The organism is Clostridium punense (genome assembly GCF_017874425.1).
GTDB classification, from domain to species: Bacteria; Bacillota; Clostridia; order Clostridiales; family Clostridiaceae; genus Clostridium_J; species Clostridium_J punense.
Genome location: NZ_JAGGLL010000006.1, coordinates 1 through 20,254, shown reverse-complemented (window position 1 = coordinate 20,254; position 20,254 = coordinate 1). Strand labels below are relative to the sequence as shown.

Below are 20,254 nucleotides of genomic sequence, written 5' to 3'. Positions count from 1 at the left end.
AGGGGTGAAGGGTATGAGATATGTTATAAATCAAAAGATTTTTGCTTTTGGAGATGACTTTAGTATTAAGGATTATACAGGAAGAGAAGTATATTTTGTAAAAGGCAAGGTATTTTCCATAGGGGATAAGCTAAAGCTATACGATTGTCAAGGACAAGAGGTTATTAATATAAGACAAAAGGTGTTTGCTTTTTTACCAGAATACTATATTGATTTATACGGACAAGAAGTAGCTAGAGTAAAGAAACAGTTTACTCTATTTTCTCAAAAGTTTGATATAGATAGTTCCTTAGGAACCTTCGAAGTTTGTGGAAATATCCTTGCTCATAACTTTGAAATTTATAAGAATGGGACTATGGTTGCGGAGGTAAGTAAAAAATGGTTAGCTATTAGAGATAGTTACACTGTAGACATAGATGAAAGTGAAAATCATGCCTTTATTCTTGCTCTATGTATTGTTATTGACCAAGTACTACACGATAATAATAGAAATAATAACTAAGCTATCAGCATAGAGCTTATATTAGAAAATATTAGCTCTATATTTTTCCTGAGATTTCTAATATAATTTATATAGGAGAGTTTTAATATTAAAGTTAGAAGTTATATTAATATGGAAATCAAAATTAATACTAAATAAAATATCTATGAAAAATTAGATTCTTTTCCTTTTACAGGTTAAAACAATTAAAGAGTTAAATTTAGCTTTAAGGGTTATAAAATGAGCTTAAACTTAACATATACATAATAAGCTCTTTTCACTAAATTCATTTAAAAATAAATATTATAAAATTTTATTATAGGAGAAAAATTATGAGCAACAATATAAATCTTAATAATAATGTTAATAGATACAATGGAAATACAAAAAACATTAATAATACTAATAGCGGTAGCAATACTAACGTAAGTAATAATGGGACTGGTGTTACTAATGCAAATGCTCTACAAAAATCATCTACTGATAATTTGTTAGACACTTTAGGACTTGGAGGAATGGGGCTTGATGGGTTATTAGGTGGACAAGGGACTGAAGGAGCTGGGGGATTAGCCCAAATGCTTCAAATGGGTATGTTCTCTAAGATGTTTGGTGGGGGAGAAGGTTCTGATTCTGGTGGATTTCAAATGGTCTTAGGAGCCTTAGTGAAAGCATTAAATGAAAAACAACAGGCAAATAGAATTGGAATAGATAGTAATACTAAATATGATGGAGTACATATTAATGAGATGACTTTAAGAAGTCTAGGTAAAGCACAAGACATAAATGCAACCTATAGCAATAAAACAGAGGGAGAAAGAATAGAAGCAGCAATTAGTTCAGCTTCAAAAAAACATGGTATAGATGAAGGGCTAATTAGGGCTATAATAAAGGTAGAATCAGATTTTAACCCAAGGACAAAATCTTCTGCAGGGGCTATGGGATTAATGCAGCTTATGCCAGAAAATGTGCAGCATTATGGAGTTAAAGATCCCTACAACATAGAGGAAAATATAGATGCAGGAACAAGGCATATTAAGGATTATCTAAAACTACATAATAACAAGCTTGATATGGCATTAGCAGCTTATAATTTTGGTCCAGGAAATATGAGCAGAAGAGGTATTAGAAGTGAGGCTGACTTTTATAAACTTCCTACAGAAACTAAAAATTACCTAATAAAGATTAGAAAGTATTATAATCCATAGAATAGTTAGGGCTATCACTTAAAATTGAAAAGAATAGTTTTATGATTTTTACAAACTTATGATATATTAAACTAAGATGTACACTTATTGCATAGTGAACTTATTAGTGGTATAGGAAGGTTTTAATATATTAGAAATTATTTATATGGAGAAGCTATAATAAGTAAAATAAAATTATAAAGGTTTAAAGAGGGTTGAAGATGAGTAACCAAGTGTTAGATACAAGAAGTAAAATACTTAAAGTAGCTGTTGATATAGTTGGGCTAAAGGGAGAAGTAACAATAAGAGAACTTACTGAACAAGCAGGAGTAAATGTAGCTGCAATAAACTATCACTTTGGGAATAAAAATAATCTCTTAAAGGAAGTTGAAAACTACTATTCAGAGTTGCTTTATACCATGCAGAAGGGAATTTTGGTTAACACTGAATTATCTTCTAAAGAAAAGCTAATCCAGTGGAGCAAAAATCTTTTGGAGTTTATGTTTAAATTTCCTGCGCTAATTGAGCTTATTGTAGATATTAGTACAGAAGATAAAACCTATAATCCTACCCTAATACAGAGAATATATCATAATGAGGAAATTAGAAAAATCATCGAGGAAATAATAAAGGATAATATAGGAACAGCGGATGTTAAACTTATAAAATATAAATATCTTCAAATCTTCTCGGGAATTGTAGGTTTGGTTGTGAACCATGTAATTTTAGATACCTATATACAAGGGAATAACGAAATGGATATAAATGGGCAAGAAGAGCTAAACCAATACATAGAATTACTTATTAATAGCATATTAACAAAATCAGTATAACAAGGGAGTGAAAGCTACCCTTGTTTTTTTATTTTATAGGAAGTTTAAATTTTTTTTGCCTCAGAAAAGTACATAAAAATATAGAGGTTTTTAGTGATTTTTATGAGCTATTTATTTAGAAACCTAATAAAGATTTTTCATATAATAAAGTGAAATATTTCATAATTGTTAATTTACTAAACTATGTTATTTTCACGTTGACTATAATTTTTTACCATGATAATATTTAAATAGAGGTTTTAAACAACTGTTTGAAATGGTTGTTTAAATAATAAGAATGAAAGGAATTAACTATGAAGAAGTTTGCAGGGTTTATTGTGAAAAATCAAAAGCTAATAATTAGTTTTTATGCAGTGTTAGTATTAATCTCCCTTATAATTGGAAAATTTGTAGACATTGAGTATGATTTAAGCTCCTACTTGCCAAAGACCATGAACTCCATAATGGGAAAAGAAAAGCTACAAAGTGAGTTTATCATTAATGGTTCAGCAACCTTAATGATAAAGAGTAATGATATAAATTATGTTCAGCAGCTTAAAAAATCTATTGTAGAGGTAGAAGGAGTTAAAGAAGTCATTTGGTTAGATGATGTGGAGGATGTAAAAAAACCTGTAGAGTTTTTTGATAAAAAGCTTTCTAAAAGGTTTATAAATGGAGAGCATAGCTTGCTTCAAATTCAGTTCACTGAAAGTAATGACACCTTAACTACTAGGGAAGCTATAGATAAAATAGATAAGTTAATAGATAAAGAACATTATTTTGGAGGACCAGCTGCAATTTCAAAAGATATGCAGGATACTACTTCTAAAGAAATGATTTATTATTCCGTAGTTGCCTTTTTAATTATTACAATTATTTTATTAGTTTCTACCAATGCTTATTATGAGCCTATACTGTTTTTCTTAACTATAGGGGTAGCCATAATTTTAAACTCAGGAACTAATGTGATTTTTGGAAAGATATCATCAAATACCAATTCAGTATCAAGCATACTGCAGTTAGCGGTATCTATGGATTATTCAATATTTTTACTTCACCGTTACCATGAAGAAAGTAGAGAAGGTAATAAATATGAAGCTATGAAAAGAGCTATTGAAAAAACCTTTGCTTCTGTTTCTTCCAGTGCTTTAACTACAGTATGTGGATTTTTAGCACTACTTTGGATGAACTACGGCATAGGAAAAGATATGGGGTTAGTCCTAGCAAAAGGGGTGTTTTTAAGTTTAGTTGCAGTAGTAACTTTAATGCCTTGCTTAATTCTTGCGGTAGATGAAAGGCTTGGTAAATACAAACATAAGACTTTTATGCCAGGGTTTGAAAAAATATCTGGTTTCATGGTAAAGTCCCGTATATCTACTCTAGTTATAGCAGCAATTATTGTGGTTCCAACCTTCTTAGGACAATCTAAACTTCAATATTACTACTCCACAGAAAAGACTTTATCAGAAAGTTCTAAGTCTGCTTTGGCAAATGAGAAAATACAAGAGGTCTTTGGAAAGAGTAATGAACTAATATTAATAGTGCCTAAGGAAGATAAGATTAAGATTAATAATCTTATTGAAGATATAAAATCAGTAGAAAATGTGGATACAGTTCAAGGTCTTTATTCCATGGTTGATACTGCTCTGCCAGAGGAAATAATTCCAAAGGAAGTTAAAGACACCTTTGAATCAGATAAGTTTACTTACATGATAATTAATTTATTATCCAGTTCAGAAGGGGAAGAAACTACAAAAGCCATTGAAACTATTAGAAGCATTTCAGGAAAGTATTATGATCAGTGGTACTTAACTGGAGAAGCAGCAGTATATTTAGATTTACAAGCAGTTACTTCTAAAGACTTTTTAGTGGTAAACAATATATCCATTTTATTAATAGGAATTATACTACTAGTTACCTTTAAATCCATTGGTATTCCTATTATTCTAGTTTTTGCAATTCAACTAGGAATTTGGATAAACCTAAGTATTCCATACTTCCAAGGAATATCCTTAAACTTCATTAGCTTTATTATTATTGGAGCAATTCAGTTAGGGGCCACAGTGGATTATGCTATATTAGTAACTTCAAGATATAAGGAAAACCTTGAGGAAATGCCGCCACTAAAGGCTATGGCTAAAACCATAGGGGATACAGGGAAATCAGTTTTAACTAGTGCTTTAATATTAGTTGCAGGAACTCTTAGCATATCCTTTATTACTACTATACGTTCAGCAGCTGAGCTTACACTTTTAATTGGTAGGGGAGCACTTATAAGTTTAGTTATCGTGTACACTCTACTGCCAGCCTTACTTGTAAGTTTTAATTGGTTTATTAAGCTAACAACTATTGGATGGCCTAAAACTATAAAGGAATATAAAGCAGAGGGGAAAAGGGAGGTTGTTTAAGATGAAAAGAAAATTTGTTATAGCTTTATCTTTAGCTGTTATGATGACCACAAGCACCATAGCAAATGCACAGGTTCTTAAAGACGAAACAGTTTATGGTTCTTTAAATAGTGATGGTACAGTAGCAAGCATTAAAGTAGTAAATCATATTTATGGAGAAAGTAATGAAGCTTACTATGTAGATTACGGAAACTACAAAAATATAAAAAATTTATCAAACACTATTACACCAGAAATAAAAGATAATGAAGTTAAATGGCCACTTTCAGCTATAAAGGATAAGGGACTTTACTATGAGGGAAATATCGAAAAGCAATTACCAGTAAATATTGGGATAAAATACTTTTTAGATAATAAAGAAATAAAAGCTGAGGACTTAGGAGGAAAAAGTGGAAAGCTTAAACTCCAATTAAAGGTAAGCTTTAATAATAGTGAAAACTCTTCAAATCCTATGGCTCAAATTCAAGTGGTGGTAGACCAAGATGTATTTACAAATATAAAAACAGCAGGGTCTAAGGTTGTGGTAGGTAAAAAAGCTAATATCAGCTTTGTGGCTCTTCCATCAAAGGAGCAAAGCTTTGAATTAGAAATGGATGGGAAGGACATAGAGCTAGAACCTATAAGCATCACTTTAATTCCAGCTACAATTTCTGTTCCACAGGATATAAAAAGTGATATGAATAAGCTAACAGAGGGTCTTGGAGAATTAGAAAAGGGGTCGAATTCTTTAGTAAGTGGTATGGATAAGTTATCCTTTGGTATGGGAAGCTTAAGACAAGGAATGGATGGACTTCATGGAGGAATTAGCAGCATCTATGGAGCTACCAGTGAAATCAAAGGTGAATCCTCTAAACTTCTAGGGGGAATGAATGACTTTTATGCAGGGTTAAACAGGCTACAATCAGAAAGTAACACCATGGTAGGAGCTGTAGGGGCTCTTCAGGGAGGTCTAGAGGAAGTAGCAAAGGGAAGTAATGGTTTTAATGAGGGGATTAAAGGGATTTCCTCAGGAATCACAGGAGTAAATTCAGCTTTAAGTCAGCTATCTGGAGGGATGGATAGTTTAACAAAATCCCATGAAAGTTTAGCAGCGCTTGCAAAGGAACTTCAAGGAAGTAGTGATCCTAAAGTTCAAGCCTTAGCAAATGGAGTATTACAAGAAGCAGCTGCCTTACAAGGATTAAACAAGGGATTAGCACAAAGTAGTAATGGACTAGAAGAAATTCAGAAGAACACCAACATTTTTATGCAAGGCTATAATGAATATAATAAAGGAGTAGCATCTCTTGCAGAAAATACAAAAACCATGGCAAGAGAGATGAATAAGCTACCCGAAGGCATAGGAGCAATGAAGGAAGGCTTTGGAACAATAAGATATGGAACCACAAGAATCTTTGGAGGGTATGAAGAGATAAATAAAGGACTTGGAACTATGGCAAAGGAAACACAGGCTCTTCCAAGTGCAATTGATAAAATAACAGATGGGCAAAAGGGTGTGAAGGATGGAATAAGTAAGCTTGGCAATGAAGGTATTCACACCATGAAAACTACCCTAGAAACAAGCCTCCAAGATAGCATATTAGGAGATAAGACTGACGCTGTAAAAGGTTCCTTTGTCAATGAAAAAAACAGTAATACTACAGTTCAGTTTCTTCTTAGAACTCCTGCCATAGAAAAAGCAGAAGTGAAGAAGGAAAAAACGGAAGCGAAAGAAGAGAAAAAAGGATTTTTCCAAAGGCTTTTAGATTTATTTAAATAGAGAACTAAAGTTATATGACGAAACTTCCCTAAGGTAAGCTGGGGGAGTTTTTGTTTTTAAAAGTATAACAGTTGAAAAAGGTTGTCATAATATAACAAATCCTTTAGAATTAGTAGGTATGTTAAATATAGTATTATGTAAATAATAAGTAGTAGTATTTGAAAGTGAGGAATTGTTATGGAACGTTTAGATAAAATATTAGCTAATTTAGGTTACGGAAGTAGAAAAGAAGTAAAAGCCCTTTGTAGAAAAGGCGAAGTAGTAGTTGATGGAACTCCAGTAAAGGATAGTGCAGAAAAGGTTGATCCTGTAAACTCAACTATTGAAGTTAAAGGAGAAAAAATTAACTATAGAAAGTTTATATATTTAATGATGAATAAACCAGATGGAGTAGTTAGTGCTACTTTTGATAATTATGATGAAACTGTAATTGATCTTTTAGATCCTGAATATCAAGTGTTTGAGCCATTTCCAATAGGAAGATTAGATAAGGATACAGTAGGGTTACTACTGATAACTAATGATGGAGAATTAAATCATAAGTTAATTGCTCCTAAAAACCATGTAGATAAGGTTTATTATGCTGAAATTAATAAGCCAGTAGAGGAAAGTGATATTGAAAAATTCAAAAAAGGAATAACTCTAGATGATGGCTACCTTTGCATGCCAGCTAAGTTAGAAGTTATAAACTCTGATGAAAATGGATCTTCAGTTCATGTAACTATTCAAGAAGGTAAGTTCCACCAAGTAAAAAGAATGTTTGAAGCAGTAGACAAAAGTGTTGTTTATTTAAGAAGAATTAGCTTTGGACCACTAAAATTAGATGAAACCATAGAAGAAGGTAATTTTAGAGAACTTACAGAGGAAGAAATCGAACTTTTAAAGAATGTTTAAATTTAACACTGTAATCAGCATAAATTGCTATGTTTTTTGTTATACAACTTATTAAAATGGTTAATAAATTGAAAATGAAATGTAAAAATATGTTGAATTAACACTTTGTTTATACTTTATTTATAGTTTGTTTTATAAATATACTTGAAAAAAGTAAAAAATCCAATTATAATAAACATGTAAAATAAATAAAGAGAATTATAGCCCCCTTTTTATTTATTCATACAGTCCGTCCCCAAGGGCTGTATACCCTTTAATACATGCCGAATTTTGTTATAAACATAGTTTGTCATGAAAAAATTCCTCTGGGAGAGACCAGAGGAATTTTTTTTGCTATTTTTTATTGTTAATATTATGTAATGTTAGCAAATATTGTGGTTAAATAATATATAATAGATATATGAAAGATTAAGCTAGAAGCTTTAACTAAGAATTTTATAGAAAATATTTAAAGCCTTTGGTAAGACTTGTAAATAAGTTTCTTAGTTTAGTAGTTAACTAAGGAGATATTTCTAGATTGTAATTAAAATAATTATTTTAAACTAGTTAAATAGCTAATTAGTGAATAGTTATAACCTAGGAGTGAAAAAATACGAATAATACATAGTAAGGTATCTTCAAAAAATAAGTAAGTCAGTATGTTGGTCTATTTTGTGTTATACTGCGTCAACAGAACCCTTAGATAGCTCCACTATCTAAGGAACCTGTTTCCTTGTCAGCACAAGCTTGCTTGTGAACACAAGCTTGCTTGTGAACCCAAATATCCTTCACATCCTTGCCTTATTATTTGTTTTCAGATACCTAAAAAGGAGGAGCATAAATGAATATTAGAGAAGTTTTAATTAACTTTATGAAAGAACAAGCATATAAGCCTATGAATATAAAAGAGCTTGCAAAAATCTTTAGTATAAATAAAAGAGATATGAAAGAGTTCGAAAAGCTACTAGATGGAATGGAAGCTGATGGGCAAATAGTTAAGAATAGAGCAGAGTATTATGGAATTCCTGAGAGAATGGGAATGCTACCAGGAACCTTTCAAGGTCATCAAAGAGGCTTTGGCTTTGTAATTGCAGATGAGGAAAGACCAGACATATTTATTCCAGCAAACAATGTAAATGGTGCTATGCATAATGACAGAGTTTTAGTTAAAATCCTAAGAGAGCAAGATAAAGGAAGAAAATGCGAAGGTGAAATAGTAACAATTATTGAAAGAAGAAATACAAAGCTTGTAGGAACTTACGAAGATAGTAAGAACTTTGGTTTTGTAGTGCCAGATAGCCAAAAGATATCTCAAGATATATTTATTCCTAAAGCAGATAGAAATGGTGCCCAAAGTGGTCAAATCGTTGTGGTAGAAATAACTCGTTGGCCAGAGCAAAGAAGAAATCCAGAGGGTAAAATTATCGAAATATTAGGAAATAAAGGTGATAGGGGAATTGATATTCTAACTATCATAAGAAAGCATAACTTACCTGAAGAATTCCCAACAGAAGTTGAAAACTTTGCAGCTAAAATTCCAGAAGAAATACCTGAAAGTGAATATAAGAGAAGAAAAGATCTAAGAGATGTAAAAATGGTAACCATAGATGGAGAAGATGCTAAGGACTTAGACGATGCGGTTTCCATAGAAAAGCTTTCTAATGGAAATTACAAACTAGGAGTTCATATTGCTGACGTATCTCATTATGTTAGAGAAAATAACCCACTAGATAAGGAAGCCTTTAAAAGAGGAACTTCAGTATATCTTATCGATAGAGTTATTCCAATGCTTCCAAGAAAGCTATCTAACGGGGTGTGTAGTTTAAATCCAAGAGTAGATAGATTGGCTTTAAGTTGCTTTATGGAAATTGATAATACAGGTAAGGTTTTAGACCATGAGATCTTTGAAAGTATTATTAAAACCAACGAAAGAATGACATATTCTGATGTAACTAGAATTTTAAGAGACAATGATGAAGAGTTAATTAAGAAATATGATTACCTATTAGAAGACTTTAAAAATATGGAGAAGTTATATGAAATTCTAAATAAAAAGAGATTTGCAAGGGGAGCCATAGATTTTGATTTTGAAGAGTGCAAGATAATCTTAAATGAAAATGGTAAACCAATTGATGTTAAGCCTTATGAAAGAGCCGTTTCAAACAGAATCATAGAAGAATTTATGCTTATTGCTAACGAAACTGTAGCAGAGCACTTCTTCTGGATGAATGCACCATTCGTATACAGAATTCACGAAGATCCAGATGATGAGAAGCTAATGCACTTTAATGAGTTTGTGCACAACCTAGGATACATTGTAAAATGGAACAATGATGTTCATCCTAGAATGCTTCAAGAAATTCTAGAAAAAGTAAAGGGTAAGAAGGAAGAAAACGTAGTAAGCACTTTATTACTTCGTTCAATGATGAAGGCTAAGTACTCACCAGAATGTGTAGGACACTTTGGTCTTGCTGCTAAGTACTATTGCCACTTCACATCACCAATTAGAAGATACCCAGACCTTACAATCCACAGAATTATAAAAGAATTAATTAATGGAGGACTAGGGGAAGGCAGAGAGAAGAAACTTAGAAAATTTGTAGATGAGGCGTCTAAACAATCCTCTGATACAGAAAGAATGGCAGTGGAAGCTGAACGTGAAGTAGATGACTTAAAGAAAGCTGAATACATGTCAGAAAAAATTGGTGAAGAGTTCGAGGGAATCATTTCTTCAGTTACAAACTTTGGTATGTTTGTAGAACTTCCAAATACAATTGAAGGTCTAGTGCATATCAGTGCCTTAGGAGATGATTACTACATCTTTGATGAAAAGCACATGGCTTTAATTGGAGAGAGAACTAAGAACATGTATAGACTTGGAGACTCTGTTAAAGTAGTTTGCTCTAAGGTTGATATCGCAGCTCATGAAGTTTACTTTGATATAGTCAAAGATGGTAATGAAGTAGAAGAAGAACTTACAGTGGGAGCTTATCCAGTAATATCTTTAAGTGAATTCGAAGATGAAGATGAGGATGAAGCAAGTCACTTCAAACATGAAGATACCACTGAAGACCAAGATAGTGGTACAAATAACACTGTAATAATACAAAAGAGCAATATAGACAACTTAGATGAGTAGAATATAGATACTATAGAATAATTGAATATATATAAGTCATAACCATAATAAAAACTGGAGCTGTTAATTTAACAGCTCCTTTTTCAAGAAATCTATTATGGTTTTGTTAAAAACATATAGAGGTTAGTTATAAGTAACACATAAAACAAAAGACAGAATACCTTTTGGAAAAGGGAAGATATAAATAAATCAAAATAAAAAGATATCAATAAAGGAATAAAACAATATAAAAATATTAAAAGATATCTCTATATCAATAAAAAAAGATAAGAAGATATAGTGTTCATGCGGGTTTCAGGAGATTGATAAAAGTTTTAGGGGCAGTGAGGGTGTTATTGGGATAGTTAAGTAGAAGCCAAAAGATGGTCTAACTAATGAAGTGATTAGGTCCATACTGTTATTCGAGGAGCCTAATAGAAGTCGGGATCACATTTAGTTATTATAGGATTTAAGCTGTTGCTACTATTGTAATAGCTCAATAGAAGTAAATGATTTACAAATCTTTGGAAATATAGTATATTCTAAATTACAGGGATCTGAACTTAAGACTTTAGGTAGATATAATATTAGAAAGTTCTTTAAAGGTTTTCTACTAATAGAATATAAAATTATTTTAGAAGCCTTTAGGCATCTGAAAATAAATAACAAGTCCAAGATGTGAAGGATATTTTGTGTTCACAAGCAAGCTTGTGCAGACAAGGAAGCAGAACCCGCAGATAGTGGGGCTATCTAAGAGTTCTGTTGACGCAGTATAGCACAAAATAGACGAGCAGATTGACTTATTTATTTTTTAAAGATGCCTTAATTTATAAAATAAAAGTAGGTGAAAATATGGCTAAGAAATTAGGAACTAAAACCGTAGTTGAAAATAGAAAAGCAAGACACGATTACTTCATAGAAGAAACCTTAGAAGCTGGTATTGAATTAGTTGGAACAGAAGTTAAATCCATAAGAGCAGGAAAAGCAAATCTTAGGGATGCCTATGCAGATATAATAAATGGAGAAGTCTTTGTTAAAAACATGCACATAAGTCCTTATGAGCAAGGTAATATTTTTAATAGAGATCCACTAAGGGAGCGTAAATTACTTCTTCATAAAATACAAATAACTCAACTAATAGGATACACAGCTCAAAAGGGGTATACTCTAGTGCCATTATCTCTTTATCTTAAAGATGGAAGAATTAAAGTTGCACTTGGAATATGCAAGGGTAAAAAAGATTATGATAAGAGAGATGCAATGTTAGAAAAAGCTGCTAAGAGAGATATTGATAGAGAAATGAAGGAAAAGTATAGATAACACTAAACTTATTTCCAACATATGTAATCATTGTACCTTGCTATTATTTTAAATTTAGTGTAATATATATTTTGTAGTCACCGATTGCTAATAACAGCTGGTGGTTACAAAATATATGGATTTTGCATATTATATTTTGTTCTTGCATAAAATAATTGTGCAGTATATAATATAGTAACTTCATATTTCAAAGAAAATTGAATATAGCATTGAAAGTTAACAACTTTGATCTAGTAAATTTAGATAAGCTAAAAAACAGCTTATGAGAATTTGCCAGAGATGCGAAATGCGTTTAAAGTCAATTATACATGGGGGCGTACTGGTTTCGACGGGGGTACGTGGCACCTAGGAAGCGAGTGGAGGGAACTCATGGGCCCGCCTTAAAAAACTATGGGAATAAAGATAAACGCAGAAGATAATTTCGCGTTAGCTGCTTAGTTCAGCTCGTTCTACCTTTGAGTCCCACGACTTAGGATAGGGCGTCATTTAGTGGGGAACCGAGCTTAGGAAAGCTTTGACTTAAGAACGGAATTAATGAAGCTACTGAAGTGAAAAGCCTGTTCGTCGGCGTTTCATGGAGGGAATGTTAAAAGATGAACTGCACTCGGAGATGCCTAGTTGTGATGGCTTTCGGACAGGGGTTCGATTCAGTGTCAATTACATTGACAAGAGTCGCCTTAGGAAGTGATTCCTAAGTGAAAACTTGGCTTTATCGGTGAAACCGTAACATATGATAGATAATCATGATGACGGCAATACCGAGAGGTATGTGAAGAAATTCAACAGCCTCGTATCGACTCATAGGCTTCTAAGTCAAATTACTTTGATAAGAAGTACTAGGATAGAAGTTTCAAAACTATATTATGACTTCTATAATACGCCAAGGGACTTAAGGTAAAACTTAAGTTGAAGATATAGTCAGCACCATACAGAAATGATGGGAAATTGTGTCCCCTCGCTTCCACCATAAAAACCTCAGCAGAAATGCTGAGGTTTTTTCCTATGTATTTATAAATTCTTTATAAAACAATTCTTTTAATAACAACTGTTCTTCTGAATATCTGCCGTTCCTAGGAGTTAAAGCCTTATATTTTTCTATGATAAGCTTTGCTCTTTTATTTTTGCTTTCTATGATTAGATAAGGTTCAATTTCTGTAAGAAAATTTATAGCATTGTTATATCTTACATAAAAGGTATAGGAGTCATGGTGCTTTTCCGTATTATAATTTTTCTTTTTTACAATAACTCCACAACTAATGATTTGTTTTAAGTAAATTAAAAGTTCCATTGAAGTAGAGGCTACTGATACACAAGGGGAAGGTAGTTGGTTTTTATGAAAACTCTGAAGCATAATGCTTCCTTCACCATCTATGATGCCTGCTATATATGCCTTTTGAATTTCATTCATAACTATCACCTTCCTTTTGCCATAGATTGAGTTCACTATTTTTAGGGTGTAGATTATCTAGTAAAAATATGCATAAAATACATATTAAAAAACTTAAGATAAAACATGGAAGGTAAGAACTCCAAAAGAACAATGAATAGGCAATATAGTATGATTTAGATATCTTAGCCTTAATAAACAAGACCCACGACAATTTTGTCGTGGGTCTTTACCTTTTATTATGCTTTTATTGCCCAACGTAATTTAGCAGAACGTGCACGGCTGTTAACATGACATTCTTCTGCTGATGGACGAATAGGTTCCTTAGCTATTTCAGAGTAAATACCTTCGCGGAAAAAGTGCTGAAAAGATTTTTTCACGCGGCGGTCTTCTCCTGAGTGGAATGTAAGTATAGCAACACGACCACCTTTAGCAAGGACATTAGGAAGTTTTTCTAAGAATTCATCTAAAACTTCAAATTCTTTATTTACATTAATTCGCAATGCTTGAAAGGTCCTTTGACAGGATTTTTTAATATCATCTTCTTTGATTCTTGGAACGTACTTTAGATTATCTTTGATTATATTTCTAAGTTGCGTGGTTGTTGTTATATCAATTCCTTTTTTTGTGCTAGAAAGAATAGCACGAGCAATGACAGCAGCGTGAGGCTCATCAGAATTTTCTATGAGCATATCTTCTATTTCAAATAGGTTCATTTCTTTAAGAAGGTCTGCTGCAGAGATACCAACGTTAGGATTAAGTCTTAAATCTAATGGACCTTCAGCCTTAAAGGTAAAACCTCTGTCAGGATTGTCTATTTGCATAGAAGAAACCCCTAAGTCTGCCAGTACAAAATTAAAAGCCTCTGGCTTTGAGATAACCTCATCAATTTTAGCAAAGTTCATTTGCTTAATTTCTAAAATTTCTGGACCATAACCTAATTTTTCTAAACGCTCTTTAGTCCTTGGTAATTCAATAGGATCTACGTCAAGTGAATATAAGCGCCCTTTTGAATCCAAACATTTAAGCATCTCTAAGGTATGACCACCATAACCTAGTGTTGCATCTAGCCCAATTTGTCCAGGGGTAATTTGTAGAAAATCTAATATTTCTTTAACACAAATGGAAATATGCATACCTGCAGGAGTGTTTCCCTTTTTAATAATCTTTTCAATATCATCAGCATATTTGTCAGGATTCAATTCCTTGTATTTTTCCTTAAAATTCTTAGGATGAGTTCCTTTATAGCGAGGACGACGCTGATGTTTAATCTCTTTTTCATCTAAAGTTTGATCTACACTCATTCTCTTCCCTCATTTTACAATATATTTTTGGTGTTTTTCATAGATTATATGATAGCAGATACAATTTGCTAAAGCAACACCAAGAGTCTATCCTATAAAATTACCGCTAATTGTAGAAACTAAGTTACTCAATTGAAGCTTTATATAATATATATTTAATTTTTTTCTATTAAAATAGTAATTATAAACTTATTTATTGATATAGAGTTTAATAGAAATAATATTAATGACATTTATAAAACATCTATTTTTGTTATTAAAACGTATACATTTAAATTTTTATAGCAATTTTATTAAGTTTATGAATTATATTACGACAATACAATTATATGGAATAATGTTATGATTTTATTTTTAGAAGCAACGGTTTTTAGTAAAAAAATGAATAATATTTTAAATCTCAGAAATTTGTTCATATTCTAAAACTTAAAAAGTTTGTATACTACAATGCAATGAAAAAGGAATGTACATAAAAATAGAATTTAATGAATCAAGCAATTCGTAGTTAAGGAATTAAAAGTTATTTTTGTAATTTTGTAAATTTTAAAGGTATATAACTTCTAGAATTTTAGACTTAATTACAGTAAAAGGTAAAAATAAAGAGTTTATAGAGTTTAGAGATATGAAGAAAAATTAAAGAAACTGAAAATAGATTAATATTAATATGTTGAGAAGTTAGTGGTTAAGTATGTCTGACTTTAACAGATTTAGGTATTAGTCTGAAAGCTATCATATAATATTATTTTGAATAATGGAGTATTAAAATTACCTATGATGAAATACAGCATGAAATAAGCGAACTATCAGGGGGAAAGAATTTTGAGATTAAATAAAAAGTGTAAAATTTTAGAACTTATTGAAACCGTAGATGAAGGTTTTGATTACATAGAGAGTAATGGAGGTGATCAAGCAAGGGATATGCTTAATGATTGCAATTATGCATTGATGAATATATTAAATTGCAATGAAGATGAGACCATGATAAGAGAATTGATAGAAGAAGCAACTAGTGAAATTAGTTGCACATATGATTCATTATACGATAATAATCTGTTGAAAAACTCAATTAGCTTAATTAAAAAAATGACCAATGAACTAAAAAATATAATTATTAATGAAATAGATACACAAATAGAAATAGCATTCATGCCGTATAAGGCTTCTATGTGGGACTCTTTGGAAAGTATATGGATGGAAGCTAAAGAGGATCCAAATTGTGATTGTTATGTAGTACCTATACCATATTACGAAAAAGATGCACAACAAAATTGTACTAAAGCATGTTATGAAGGTCATAAGTTCCCTAAAAACATTGAAATTACATCATATGAGGCTTATGATTTTGAAAATAGACAACCTGAAATTATATATATACACAACCCTTATGATTTTAACAATAAACTTACAATGGTAGACGAAAGGTTTTTTTCCTTTAATCTCTCAAAGTATACAAATATGTTAGTATATGTGCCATATTATATAGATGGAAGCTATGAAAGTGTAGAAGAACATTCTATTTTTGGAGTTTTGCCAGGTACGGTAAGTGCAACAAAGATTATTGCACAGTCTAATATACATAAAGAATTATTTGTTAACAATGGGCACGATGAAAATAAGATTTTAAATCTAGGTTCACCTAAATTTGACGCAATCCTTTCAGCGTGTAAAAAAAATACTGAAATTCCTTCTGAATGGGAACGTATTATTAGGGATAAGAAGGTTTTCCTTTTTAGTTCAACAGTTGATGATATTTTAACAGATTCTGATTGGATTAATAATGTAAATAAAATAATTGATCATATTACAGAAAATGATTCTTGTGTTGTAATTTGGAGGCCACATCCACTTACTGAAATTACGGTTAAAACCATGAGGCCAGTTTTTGAAGAAGAATATATAAAACTTCAGGATAGGATTTCATCATGCAGTAATTTCATTATTGATACATATAGTGATGTAAGTATATCAATGAACGTTTCCCATGCACTAATTTGTGGTTATAGTTCTATACTGTTTCAATACTTGGCAACAGAAAAGCCAATACTGTCATTTTTAAGTAAGGAAAGATTAGATAAGAGTAGATTTTATTGTACTGATTATTTAGGGGCATATTTTACCAATGAAGGAGTAAGTATAGCTGATTTTGTAGAAATTGTATTGAAAGATAAGGATATTAAAAAAGAAGAAAGAATGAGGCGACTTAGAAGTAGTGTAACTAATTTGGATGGTACATGTGGACAAAAGATTCATCATAGAATAAAAAAAGATGTGATGGATTTACTATTATGTAGATTATAATTAACCCGATAAAAAATAATATCATAACATTAAATCTCCATAACCATAAGAATAGAGTGGCCAATACTTTCATGGCTTTTATTGATAAAGAAAGTTAATTATGAATTTGTAAAGCAAATATTGTAACAGTCATAATGTCTTTCTACATTATAATTTTTCTTTTCTAAAGTAAACTCCATAATCAATAACTTCTTTTAAGTAAATTAGAGTTTTCATTGGGGTAGAAGCTATAGATACACGGGGAGAAATTATGATATGTATAAAGGGCAGCACTAATGAGGGTTTTAAGCAATTAAAACCCTCAACAGAAATGTCAAGATCTGCAATTTAAGAAACGGATTTCAAGAGTTAACGGGCTAAGATTCCACCATCTACAGCCATTATGTGACCAGTGACAAAAGATGCTTTAGAAGAACAAAGCCAGAGAACAGCTTCAGATACTTCTTCTGGTTGACCTATGCGACCAAGTGGTTCAAGGTTATTTACCCATTCAGTATAATTTTCTCTCAATGAAGCATCCTTATCTGTCATAGGAGTTTTGATTAATCCAGGAGAAATTCCGTTTATTCTGATTTGTTTTCCTGCATATTCCATAGCTGCACCTTGAGTAAGACCTACTAAACTATGTTTGCTAGTAACATAAGCGATACATCCTGGATAGCCCCTATGACCTGACAAGGAAATATTATTAACAATTGCTCCTCCGCCTATTTTAAGCATTTCAATTATTTCATACTTCATGCAGTAGAAGGTTCCGTTTGTGTTAACATTCATTACGTTATTCCAATTTTCTATAGAGCATTCAGCAGTTCTTGCTACATCTCCGTCGACGCCTGCGTTATTAAAGGCTATATCAATACGTCCATATTTATTTATTATCTGTTGAATCATATTTTTTACTTCTTCAGCATTAGAAACATCAGTGCGAATAAAATCAATATTCCACCCATTTTTCTTACCTTCATCCGCCACTGATTTACCTTTCGCGGAGTCTCTACCGCAGATAATTACCTTTGATCCTTCTTTTGCGAAAGCAAAAGCTGTTGCTTTTCCAATGCCGCTGTTACCACCAGTAACTAAAACAATCTTATCTTTAAATTCATTATACATAAAAATCCCCTCCTATTTCTAAATTGGAAAATATTATAAAATAAGTATAGTTTAATAAAATTATACTGTCAACGAGAAAAGATAAAAAAGTATAATACAGTTATACTTTGGTGTTTAAAAAAGTAGAGTTATTATTAGAAACCAGTAGAAAATAATTAATAATAATCCTTGATTTAGTAAAAAAAGGATTGAAAGTTTAATTTAATTATACTATTATAGTATTGTAGATTAATATATCAGCAGAACAAGGAGCGAAAAGAATGGGTACAACAATTGGGAGAAAGATAAGGGAGCGACGTAAGGAACTTAAAATGACACAATCTGATTTAGCGGGAAGTGAAATGACTAAAAGTATGCTAAGTCACATTGAAACGGGTTATTCAAACCCTTCTATGAGAAATTTAGAGTATATTGCAAGAAAACTCCATATGTCAATTGCCTACTTACTTGAAGATGATGTAACAGACCATGGAAAACAGCAAGAAGAACAATCGCATATAGACATAATACTTAGTGATTTAAGTAATATTGATGAATTAATAAAAGAAAAAGCTTATGAATTAGCTGAGAAAGACCTTGATAAGCTCTTAAATTTGTACACTTTTAATGAAAAAAGCAAGATATATGCTGATGTAATTAACAGGTTAGGGGTTTGTAAGCTTAGGCTCCAAAAGGTTGAAGAAGGAAGGAAGCTTATAGAAAAATGCAGCAGTATATATATAAGCAATATGTTATATGTGGATGCTGCAAGAGCAAATATAAACTTATTAAAATTAGGTATAGAAAACTATGATTATAAGGATTGCTTAGTGATATTGGATAAAATATATGAAATTTACAATAAATCTAGTACTAAAGATATATTTCTAGAAATTGAAATGTTAGTAATGCAGCCTGCAATACACTTTGCCTTAGGGAATTATGAAAAGACCATAGAGGTATGCAAAAAAGCAATTTCCTTATCCAGAGACAATAATCTTTATTACAGATTAGATGATGCTTATAGAATTTTAGCAATAACTTATATGTTACAGGATGACTTTAACAACTTTGAGTTAAACTCCAATGAAGCTAGGAAATATGTGGAGTTTACAGGGAATAAATTAAACTTAGCAAAAATCTATCATAACTATGCTAAATGTGAAAACCAAAAGGGAAGTCCATTAGAAGCTATAAAATATTTAAATTTACTAGTGGATAATGCAGGAGATAAAACTTTTTACTATTATATAGAGTATGCTAAGGCTCAATATTTAATAGGTAACTATAACGAGGCTCTTGAAGCTTTAATGGAAATAAACTACGAAGAAAAACCTAAATATCAAATGGATTGTATTTATATGATAACAGCAAAAGTATATAAAGGTTTGTGCTATTGTAAGCTTTCTGAATTAGAAAAAGCTATTTCAGAAATTGAGGAAGCTATAAAAGAGCTTGGAGAATATATAAATACAGGGTATAAGGGCTTTGAATTGTATGCCCAAAAGGAACTATCTTTTGCTTACAGTAGTTTAAGTGAGGTTTATTCTCTAAAAGGAGATTATGAGAAGGCATATATGTTATTAAAAAAGTCTAACAAAGTGAGTAAGGGTAATTAGAATATATAAAATGGGAGGAATTATTATGGGAGAGAAAATCTTAGGAAGAGAAGACTTTTTAAAGGCTATTGCTGAGGCTTTGCAGCCTTTAGATTATGTATATGGAATGTGGCAGTGTGGTTCTTCAGCGTTTAAAAGAGTAGATCAATGGTCAGATATTGATATAGTGGTTGATGCTGATGACCATAAGGTAAGGGATGTATTTCCCACCATAGATAAAGCACTAGAAGCTTTAGCAGCAATAGAAATAAGTTATGAGTGTCCTCAACCTATGTCCGAGGGAGCTTATCAAAAGGTTTATAAGCTGGAGGGAATAAGTAGGTTTATGGTCATAGAAGTATGTGTTGTAAAGCATAGTGGTTCTGAAAAGTTTCTTCAAAGGGAAATACATGGAGAGGTTTTAGTTCATTTTGATAAAGAAAATTTAACAGAAGTAAAACCTATTGATGAAGAAAAATTTTATGCTCAGTTAAACACAAGATTAGAAAATGTAGAAAAACTTTTTAATATATATGTTTTAATAAAGTTTCTACATTCTAATGCATAGCCTGTCTATGGTTTGAGTAGGAACTTTATTTATTGTATTAATAAAGCTCTTCACA

General features: G+C 31.5%; 14 protein-coding genes and 1 other RNA gene. 12 read left to right on the top strand and 3 right to left on the bottom strand.

From position 1 onward, the window contains the following. The first annotated feature begins 13 nt into the window (after positions 1–13). From J2Z44_RS05040 to ssrA, 9 genes are all read left to right on the top strand, one after another. Positions 14–502, top strand: a complete 489-nt coding sequence (locus J2Z44_RS05040; RefSeq protein ID WP_021285088.1) for an LURP-one-related/scramblase family protein — start codon at positions 14–16, stop codon at positions 500–502. A gap of 311 nt (positions 503–813) precedes the next feature. Then, positions 814–1,686 carry a lytic transglycosylase domain-containing protein gene (locus J2Z44_RS05035; RefSeq protein WP_021285089.1) on the top strand — a complete coding sequence of 291 codons (873 nt, stop codon included), beginning with the start codon at positions 814–816 and terminating at the stop codon, positions 1,684–1,686. Positions 1,687–1,886: 200 nt separating this feature from the next. Continuing rightward, positions 1,887–2,498, top strand: coding sequence for a TetR/AcrR family transcriptional regulator (locus tag J2Z44_RS05030; protein ID WP_021285090.1), 612 nt, complete (start codon positions 1,887–1,889; stop codon positions 2,496–2,498). Between the two features lie 293 nt (positions 2,499–2,791). Continuing rightward, positions 2,792–4,885: an efflux RND transporter permease subunit gene (locus J2Z44_RS05025; RefSeq protein ID WP_021285091.1), complete on the top strand. Its 2,094-nt coding sequence runs from the start codon at positions 2,792–2,794 to the stop codon at positions 4,883–4,885. Between the two features lies 1 nt (position 4,886). Further along, the gene (locus tag J2Z44_RS05020) at positions 4,887–6,644 is read left to right on the top strand and encodes a YhgE/Pip domain-containing protein (RefSeq protein WP_021285092.1); all 1,758 of its coding nucleotides are present in this window, start codon (positions 4,887–4,889) and stop codon (positions 6,642–6,644) included. 177 nt (positions 6,645–6,821) lie between these two features. Then, positions 6,822–7,538, top strand: a complete 717-nt coding sequence (locus J2Z44_RS05015; RefSeq protein WP_021285093.1) for a pseudouridine synthase — start codon at positions 6,822–6,824, stop codon at positions 7,536–7,538. Between the two features lie 820 nt (positions 7,539–8,358). Continuing rightward, complete coding sequence (gene rnr, locus J2Z44_RS05010) at positions 8,359–10,656, top strand: ribonuclease R (RefSeq protein WP_021282118.1); 2,298 nt, start codon at positions 8,359–8,361, stop codon at positions 10,654–10,656. A gap of 831 nt (positions 10,657–11,487) precedes the next feature. Then, a complete protein-coding gene (gene smpB, locus J2Z44_RS05005) occupies positions 11,488–11,955 on the top strand; it encodes an SsrA-binding protein SmpB (protein ID WP_031271186.1) in 468 nt (155 codons plus the stop codon). 318 nt (positions 11,956–12,273) lie between these two features. Then, positions 12,274–12,605: a transfer-messenger RNA gene (ssrA, locus tag J2Z44_RS05000) on the top strand. Positions 12,606–12,955: 350 nt separating this feature from the next. Here ssrA and J2Z44_RS04995 read toward each other — a convergent pair. Next, positions 12,956–13,363, bottom strand: coding sequence for an LAGLIDADG family homing endonuclease (locus J2Z44_RS04995; protein WP_021282602.1), 408 nt, complete (start codon positions 13,361–13,363; stop codon positions 12,956–12,958). A gap of 218 nt (positions 13,364–13,581) precedes the next feature. Then, positions 13,582–14,646: a 16S rRNA (cytosine(1402)-N(4))-methyltransferase RsmH gene (rsmH, locus tag J2Z44_RS04990; RefSeq protein ID WP_021282603.1), complete on the bottom strand. Its 1,065-nt coding sequence runs from the start codon at positions 14,644–14,646 to the stop codon at positions 13,582–13,584. 819 nt (positions 14,647–15,465) lie between these two features. Between rsmH and J2Z44_RS04985 the strand changes: the two genes are divergently transcribed. Next, positions 15,466–16,944 carry a CDP-glycerol glycerophosphotransferase family protein gene (locus J2Z44_RS04985; protein ID WP_209649387.1) on the top strand — a complete coding sequence of 493 codons (1,479 nt, stop codon included), beginning with the start codon at positions 15,466–15,468 and terminating at the stop codon, positions 16,942–16,944. Positions 16,945–17,292: 348 nt separating this feature from the next. On the opposite strand, the gene fabG is transcribed toward J2Z44_RS04985, so the two are convergent. Beyond that, the gene (gene fabG, locus J2Z44_RS04980) at positions 17,293–18,054 is read right to left on the bottom strand and encodes a 3-oxoacyl-ACP reductase FabG (RefSeq protein ID WP_021282606.1); all 762 of its coding nucleotides are present in this window, start codon (positions 18,052–18,054) and stop codon (positions 17,293–17,295) included. A 260-nt stretch (positions 18,055–18,314) separates the two neighbouring features. Here fabG and J2Z44_RS04975 point away from each other — a divergent pair, with 260 nt between their 5' ends. Together J2Z44_RS04975 and J2Z44_RS04970 are read left to right on the top strand one after the other, a co-directional pair. After that, positions 18,315–19,652 carry a helix-turn-helix domain-containing protein gene (locus J2Z44_RS04975; RefSeq protein WP_021282607.1) on the top strand — a complete coding sequence of 446 codons (1,338 nt, stop codon included), beginning with the start codon at positions 18,315–18,317 and terminating at the stop codon, positions 19,650–19,652. Between the two features lie 25 nt (positions 19,653–19,677). Further along, complete coding sequence (locus J2Z44_RS04970) at positions 19,678–20,199, top strand: nucleotidyltransferase domain-containing protein (RefSeq protein WP_021282608.1); 522 nt, start codon at positions 19,678–19,680, stop codon at positions 20,197–20,199. Positions 20,200–20,254 lie beyond the last annotated feature (55 nt).

What these genes read in the sequence shown, in the direction of transcription:
- J2Z44_RS05025 (WP_021285091.1), top strand. Translation starts at nt 2,792, where the DNA reads ATGAAGAAGTTTGCAGGGTTTATTGTGAAAAATCAAAAGCTAATAATT.
- J2Z44_RS04975 (WP_021282607.1), top strand. Translation starts at nt 18,315, where the DNA reads ATGGGTACAACAATTGGGAGAAAGATAAGGGAGCGACGTAAGGAACTT.
- rnr (WP_021282118.1), top strand. Translation starts at nt 8,359, where the DNA reads ATGAATATTAGAGAAGTTTTAATTAACTTTATGAAAGAACAAGCATAT.
- smpB (WP_031271186.1), top strand. Translation starts at nt 11,488, where the DNA reads ATGGCTAAGAAATTAGGAACTAAAACCGTAGTTGAAAATAGAAAAGCA.
- J2Z44_RS05015 (WP_021285093.1), top strand. Translation starts at nt 6,822, where the DNA reads ATGGAACGTTTAGATAAAATATTAGCTAATTTAGGTTACGGAAGTAGA.
- J2Z44_RS04995 (WP_021282602.1), bottom strand. Translation starts at nt 13,363, where the DNA reads ATGAATGAAATTCAAAAGGCATATATAGCAGGCATCATAGATGGTGAA.
- J2Z44_RS05030 (WP_021285090.1), top strand. Translation starts at nt 1,887, where the DNA reads ATGAGTAACCAAGTGTTAGATACAAGAAGTAAAATACTTAAAGTAGCT.
- J2Z44_RS05035 (WP_021285089.1), top strand. Translation starts at nt 814, where the DNA reads ATGAGCAACAATATAAATCTTAATAATAATGTTAATAGATACAATGGA.
- rsmH (WP_021282603.1), bottom strand. Translation starts at nt 14,646, where the DNA reads ATGAGTGTAGATCAAACTTTAGATGAAAAAGAGATTAAACATCAGCGT.
- J2Z44_RS05020 (WP_021285092.1), top strand. Translation starts at nt 4,887, where the DNA reads ATGAAAAGAAAATTTGTTATAGCTTTATCTTTAGCTGTTATGATGACC.
- J2Z44_RS05040 (WP_021285088.1), top strand. Translation starts at nt 14, where the DNA reads ATGAGATATGTTATAAATCAAAAGATTTTTGCTTTTGGAGATGACTTT.
- J2Z44_RS04970 (WP_021282608.1), top strand. Translation starts at nt 19,678, where the DNA reads ATGGGAGAGAAAATCTTAGGAAGAGAAGACTTTTTAAAGGCTATTGCT.
- fabG (WP_021282606.1), bottom strand. Translation starts at nt 18,054, where the DNA reads ATGTATAATGAATTTAAAGATAAGATTGTTTTAGTTACTGGTGGTAAC.